This window comes from Planktosalinus sp. (assembly GCF_059864935.1).
The window spans coordinates 1-3673 of record NZ_JCBCCK010000317.1 but is presented as its reverse complement, the minus strand read 5'-3'; the positions used below and the strand labels follow the sequence as shown (position 1 = coordinate 3673).

General features: G+C 43.7%; 2 protein-coding genes. Both read left to right on the top strand.

The features are described 5' to 3' along the window. On the top strand, nucleotides 1-1578 hold a 1578-nt coding region (locus AC6F75_RS10280), incomplete at its 5' end, for a tetratricopeptide repeat protein (protein ID WP_500714934.1). Nucleotides 1579-1813: 235 nt separating this feature from the next. Then, complete coding sequence (locus AC6F75_RS10275; protein ID WP_500714933.1) at nucleotides 1814-3553, top strand: TonB-dependent receptor; 1740 nt, start codon at nucleotides 1814-1816, stop codon at nucleotides 3551-3553. The last annotated feature ends 120 nt before the right edge of the window (nucleotides 3554-3673 follow it).

Genomic DNA, 3673 nt, shown 5'->3' with positions numbered 1-3673 from the left:
GTGGTAGGGTTCAGACAATTTCAGCAGTTACCGCAGAGCCGAACAACTCCCGAGGCCAAAAACAGCAGTTACAACCTGGCATATACGCATTTCAAAATGAAAAACTATGGGGAGGCCATCACGGCATTTCAGCAGTTTCTTGGACAATCAGGCATTGATAAAGCACGTCAAAAAGATGCCAATTTAAGACTGGGCGACAGCTACTTCGTAAGCAGTCAGTACTGGCCGGCTATGGAAGCATACAACAAAGTGATTGCCACAGGCGGTGCTGATGCTGATTATGCCGCTTTCCAGAAAGCCATCAGCTATGGGTTTGTGGACAGAACAGAAACAAAACTCAGCGAACTCGCTGCATTTGACAGAAACTACCCCAACTCAAGCTACCGTGATGTGGCACTTTATGAATTGGGCAATACGCATCTTGCACTAAACAGAAATAACGAAGCCATCAATGCCTATGACAGACTGGTGAGCACGCTTCCGCGAAGCAGCTATGTGCCCCGTGCGCTTTTAAAGAAAGGATTGATACTCAACAACACCGAAAAGCTACAGGAATCACTCACAGTGTTTAAACGTGTGGCCAATGACTATCCGTCTTCACCGGAAGCCATTCAGGCGGTATCTTCTGCCAAGCTGATTTATATCGATATGGGTCGTGTGGATGAATATGCCCGCTGGGTAAAAACCCTTGACTTTGTTGAAATCGCTGATGCTGAACTCGACCAGGCTTCCTTTACCGCTGCTGAAAACCGCTATTTGCAAAACGACCGTCAGGCGTTGCCATTATTGGAAAAATACCTAAAGGATTTCCCTAACGGTATTCACACGCTTCCTGCCAACTTCTATCTGGCTGAATTGTATTTTGCCGCTGAACAAAAAGACAAGGCAGTAACCAACTACACCTTTGTAATTTCCAGGGAGCGCAACGAATTTACTGAACAGGCATTGGTGCGCGTTTCTCAAATCCACCTGGAGAAAAACGAAATCAATAGAGCCATTCCCGTATTGGAACGACTGGAAAATGAAGGTACCCGTTCACAAAATATCATTTTTGCACAGTCCAACCTGATGAAGGCCTATTTTGAAAACGGCAATTACAGTCAGGCAGTTGTATTTGCAGAAAAAGTATTGCGCGATGCCCAGGCCGAAACCCGTGCAAAAAACGACGCACATAGCATCATTGCCCGTTCTGCGATGAAAACCGGAGATGAAAACAGAGCAAAAAATGCTTATGCTGAAGTGCAAAAAACCGCTACCGGTGTGATGGCAGCAGAAGCTTTGTACCATCAGGCTTATTTTGAAAACAAAGCCGGCAACCACAACCAGTCAAACGCTACGGTTCAAAAGCTTGCCAAAGATTATTCGGGGTTTAAGCAATGGGGCGGAAAAGGATTGGTGCTCATGGCCAACAACTTTTACGCATTAAAAGATGCCTTTCAGGCGACATACATTCTTGAAAGTGTCATCACCAACTTTGCAGAATTCCCTGAAATCGTATCACAGGCACAAAACGACCTAAACCGAATCAAAGCCGAAGAGGCCAAAACAAACATTTCGGTGCAAACCGATGGTAATTAAATTAGAAAGTAATATTTAGACCCTTAATGTTCCTTAATGCCTCTTAATGCCTTAATGGTTCAACAAAAAAAGGAAGTAATCAATAAAAAATAAACCATTAAGAAATTAAGGAAATTAAGAAAGAAACATTAAGAAAGATATTTAAAAACTTAATGGCCCTTAACACCTCTTAATGCCTTAATGGTTCAAAAAAAAGAAACCAAATAAAAATAACGATTAACCTCATTATTTACTTATGAACTCCAACAACCTAAAATATTTATTTACAGCAGCAATTTTTGGTATTTCCGCGACAGCATTTTCACAAGACCCTATTGGGACAGAAGTGATCAATGTGGTGCGACCATACACACCCACAGTGGCCGATGCCTTTAAAATCAAGGAAACCCCCGTTGCTATCGATTCCCTGAATATGGAAAAGAAGAACGTGCAATACAGCATTTTTTCTGTACCGGTGGCCTCCACTTTTGTGCCCGCAAAAGGAAAAGCAACCACCCTGGAGCGCAGAAGACCCGATAAACTTTTTGACAATTATGTGACCCTGGGCTTTGGGAACTATACCACGGCACTGGGCGAACTCTTTGCCACATTTGAAGTTGACCGCGATTCTGAAGTGTCCCTGTTTTTTAAACACAACTCGTCTCAGGGCGGTATTGAGGATGTGCTTGTAGATGACCATTATTTTGACACTTCACTGGACTTAAACTATTCCGGCAAGACCCGCGATATGAGATACAACCTGGGCTTTGGCGCCCTGCATGAGATTTACAACTGGTATGGACTTTCAGGATTCGCGACTGAAAACGATATCCAAAACGCAGTTGATGCCGGCGTCAACCACTCCTTTTATGGTGTTGCGCTTAAAGGCAACCTCAAGATGGAAGACTCGCCCTTTTCTGGCGGAGAGGCCTTGTTGCGTTATTTTGGCGATTCATACAGTTCGTCTGAAATCAACTTTATAGCCGCCCCCGAGTTTTTATTTGACCTTGGCGGACAAGACGTGGGAGTTAATTTTGACATCGATTTCCTTAGCGGAAAATTTGACAAAAGCTTTAACTTTCCGGATACCGAAATCAAATACAGCTTTTTGAATGTTGGGGTGCATCCTTACATTCGTTTTCAAAATGAAGGTTTCTCAATTAACCTGGGCGCACAGGCTGTGTTTGGAATGGACAATGAAAACAGCGAAAGCGATATTTCTATCTATCCCAAGGTAGATGCTTCATTCAGGGTGGTCGATGAGTTTTTGTCGTTTTATGCCGGTGTGGACGGTGGCCTGGACCAGAACTCTTATTTTAACTTTACCCGTGAGAACCCTTACGTTTCACCCACTTTGATGATAGCACCCACTGACAGGCAGTATGAGGCTTACGCCGGAATACAAGGTAAATTTACCTCTACGGTGAGTTACAACCTGAAAGGAAGTTTTAAAAACGAAATCAACAAACCCCTGTTTATTTCCAACCCGCTGATGAGCACTGTGCCGGCAGACGAACTACAAGGCTATGAATTTGGAAACTCCTTTACCGTGTTTTATGACGATGTCACCACTTTGGAAATCTTTGGAGAGCTACAGGCTGAAGTCAGTAAAGGCATTAACGTGGGTGTGAACGCCAGCTATTTTAGTTATGGTTTAGACTTCCTGCCGGAAGCTTTTAACCTGCCCGACTTTAAAGCCACCGTGTTTGCCAATGCGGTATTTAACGAGCAGTTTTTTGGCGGGTTTAGCCTGTTTTATGTAGGTGAGCGAAAAGATGTAGAAAGTTTTGACCCATTTTTCCCTGTAGAACCCATTTCAAGAACACTGGATGGCTATGTGGATGTCAACCTCCATCTGGGGTATAACTTTAACGAGCAACTCACCTTTTTTGTAAAAGGAAGCAACCTGCTAAGTGACAATTATGAAAAGTGGCTGAATACACCGGTGCAAGGCATACAGGTGTTGGGCGGGGCTACTTATAAGTTTAATTGGTAAACCCAAATCCCCGCGACTTTGTCCTCAGAATCCGCCAGAGGCGGAGAAGGAGGAAGGCGGGGATCTCATCAATCAAAATCCAAAACGTTAATTCATTCATTGATCAAAAAGCACAGCAAG